Annotated in this window: 2 protein-coding genes; both read left to right on the top strand. The window is 65.4% G+C overall.

Features of this window, described 5'->3' with window-relative positions:
• Positions 1-1,625, top strand: a 1,625-nt coding sequence (locus VT50_RS09585; RefSeq protein WP_143645200.1) for a type I polyketide synthase, incomplete at its 5' end; no start/stop codon positions are given.
• Positions 1,626-1,660: 35 nt separating this feature from the next.
• Positions 1,661-3,113: type I polyketide synthase (locus VT50_RS09580; RefSeq protein ID WP_206269382.1), on the top strand; the 1,453-nt coding region annotated here is incomplete at its 3' end.

Genomic DNA, 3,113 nt, shown 5'->3' with positions numbered 1-3,113 from the left:
GTCTGGTGGTGGTCACTTGTGGTGCGGTTGCCGCTGAGGCAGATGAGGATGTGGCGGGTCTGGTGCAGGCTCCGGTGTGGGGGTTGTTGCGGTCGGTGCAGACTGAGAATCCCGGCCGGTTCCTCCTCCTGGACCACGACCCCGACCACGACCTGGAGTGCGGCAGTGAGATCAGCCCGGCTGCGGCGGACGCGGCGGTGCGGGTGTTGGTCGCGGGTGAGGAGTCTCAGTTGGCGGTCCGGGGTGGCACGGTCCTGGTTCCGCGTTTGTCTCGCGTGGTCAAGTCCGCGGCGGTCTCCGAGGCGTCTGTGCGGTTGGTGTCTGGTGGGACGGTGTTGGTGACGGGGGCGTCGGGTGTGTTGGCGGGTGTGGTGGCCCGGCATCTGGTGGCTGAGCATGGGGTGGAGCATCTGCTGCTGGCTAGCCGTAGGGGTCCGGATGCGCCGGGGGCTGCGGAGCTGGTAGCCGATCTGGAGGCGGCCGGGGCGTCGGTCACGGTGGCCGCGTGTGATGTGGCCGATCGTGATGCGGTGCGTGAGTTGTTGGCTGGTGTTCCGGCGGAGGTGCCGCTCAGGGGTGTGGTGCATACCGCGGGGGTGGTGGATGACGGTGTGGTCGAAGGGCTGAGTGATGAGCGGGTAGAGCGGGTGTTGGCGCCGAAGGTGGATGCGGCGTGGCATTTGCATGAGCTGACTCGGGATATGGGCCTGGAGGCGTTCGTGCTGTACTCCTCCGTCGCGGCCACTCTGGGGGCTGGTGGGCAGGGGAGTTACGCGGCGGCCAACGCCTTCCTCGATGCCCTGGCCCAGCACCGCCACGCCCACGGCCTGCCCGCACTCTCCCTCGCCTGGGGCCTGTGGGCACAGGCCAGCGGAATCACCCAGAACCTCAACGAGACAGACCTCGCCCGAATGGACCGGTTGGGGATCATTCCGATGGCCACTGAGGATGCCTTGGCGCTGTTTGATCGGTCGATCCACGCGGAACGTGCTGCGCTGCTGCCGGTGCGGTTGGACCTCAAGGCCTTCGGGGGCCGGTCGATGCCCGTACCGTCGGTGCTTCGTCAGTTGGTGCGTGGGCCGATCCGGAAGGCAGCGGCCGGGAATGGCAGCGGCCCGGGTACCGAGTGGCGCGACCGGGTCGCCATGGTCGCTCCGGAAGAGCGGGAGCGGCTAGTGCTGGATCTGGTCCGCACCCACGTCGCCACGGTGCTGGGACGAACCGATCCGTACGGCATCGAGGAGAGGCGAGCGCTCAAGGAGTTGGGCTTCGACTCCCTCACCGCGGTCGAGCTCCGAAACCAGCTCAGCAACATCACCGGACTACGTCTGCCGACCACTCTGGTCTTCGACCATCCGACTCCAGCGGCCATTGCCGACGTTCTGCTCAAGCAGATCGACGGGGCTCCGCAGACCACCGCGCAGGACATCATGAGCGAGATCGACAAATTGGAAGCGGCCCTTGCCGACATTGATTGGGCCGATGCCGGGGCGGCCGTCGTTTCCACGCGTCTACGCGGACTCCTCACTAAGTGGGGCAGGAATTCCGGGTCGGATACCGAAGACCTCGGAACTGCATCGGCTGATGAACTATTCAGCATTCTCGATGGCGAGCTGGAACGTTAAGAATCTCCGGGCGTAAAGGAAGGCGGGATAGAACTATGTCGGTTGACGAGAAGACTCTCGATTATCTGCGGCGTGCTACGGCCGACCTTCGCGATGCCCGCGGGCGTCTGCGTGAGTTGGAAGACCGTGCACACGAACCGATTGCCATCGTCGGCATGGCCTGCCGGTATCCAGGGAATGCCGCGTCGCCGGATGAGCTCTGGACTCTGCTGGCCAACAGCGTAGACGCGCTCTCCGAGTTCCCTGCCGACCGTGGGTGGGGGCTGGAGAATCTGTACGATCCGGATCCGGGTCGGCCTGGGAAGACCTATGCTGTAAGCGGCGGGTTCCTGCATGATGCGGCGGATTTCGATGCCGAGTTCTTCGGTATTTCTCCGCGTGAGGCGCTGGCGATGGATCCGCAGCAGCGGCTGCTGCTGGAGACGTCCTGGGAGGCCATAGAGGCCGCCGGGATAAACCCTTCCGAGTTGAGCGAATCACCAGTCGGGGTATTTATCGGAGCCAATGGTCAGGATTACCTTTCGCGGTTCCAGGACGACACCGAAGACGGTGATGGGTATCTTCTGACGGGTAACACGGCCAGCGCCATGTCCGGCCGCCTTGCCTATGTGTTCGGCCTCGAGGGTCCGGCGGTGACGGTGGATACGGCGTGTTCGTCGTCTCTGGTGGCCCTGCACCAGGCGAGTGCGGCGCTGCGCAGTGGTGAGTGCTCGATGGCCCTGGCTGGTGGGGCGACAGTGATGTCCACGCCCATCGCATTCGTGGAGTTCTCCCAACAGCGTGGCCTGGCGGCCGATGGCCGCTGCAAGGCGTTTGCCGAGGGGGCGGATGGCACGGGTTGGGGTGAGGGTGTGGGTGTGTTGTTGTTGGAGCGGTTGTCGGATGCTCGGGCGCGGGGGCATCGGGTGTTGGCGGTGGTGCGTGGTTCGGCGGTGAATCAGGATGGTGCGTCGAATGGGTTGACGGCGCCGAATGGTCCGTCGCAGGAGCGGGTGATTCGGCAGGCGCTCGCTAGTGCGCGGTTGTCGGCGGCGGACGTGGACGCCGTCGAGGGCCACGGCACCGGCACGAAGCTCGGTGACCCGATCGAGGCACACGCGCTGCTGGCTACCTACGGTCAGGGTCGTGGAATTGGTCGGCCGTTGTGGTTGGGGTCGTTGAAGTCGAACATCGGTCATACGCAGGCGGCTGCTGGTGTGGGTGGTGTGATCAAGATGGTCATGGCCCTGAATCGTGAGGTGCTGCCGCGTACGTTGCATGTGGATCAGCCGTCTTCGCATGTGGATTGGGATGCGGGTGCGGTGGAGTTGTTGACCGAGCCCGTGGCGTGGCCGCGTGGGGAGCGGGCTCGTAGGGCTGGTGTGTCTTCCTTTGGTGTGTCGGGGACCAATGCGCACGTCGTTATCGAGGAGGCGCCGGCGGAGGAGTCTGTTGGTGGGGGTGTGGTGCCTGTGGTGTCGTCTGGGGTGGTGCCGTGGGTGGTGTCGG

Source organism: Streptomyces antioxidans (assembly GCF_000968685.2).
Classification (GTDB): Bacteria; Actinomycetota; Actinomycetes; order Streptomycetales; family Streptomycetaceae; genus Streptomyces; species Streptomyces antioxidans.
The sequence above is the reverse complement of the archived record's forward strand: the minus strand, read 5'-3'. Positions and strand labels throughout refer to the sequence as shown.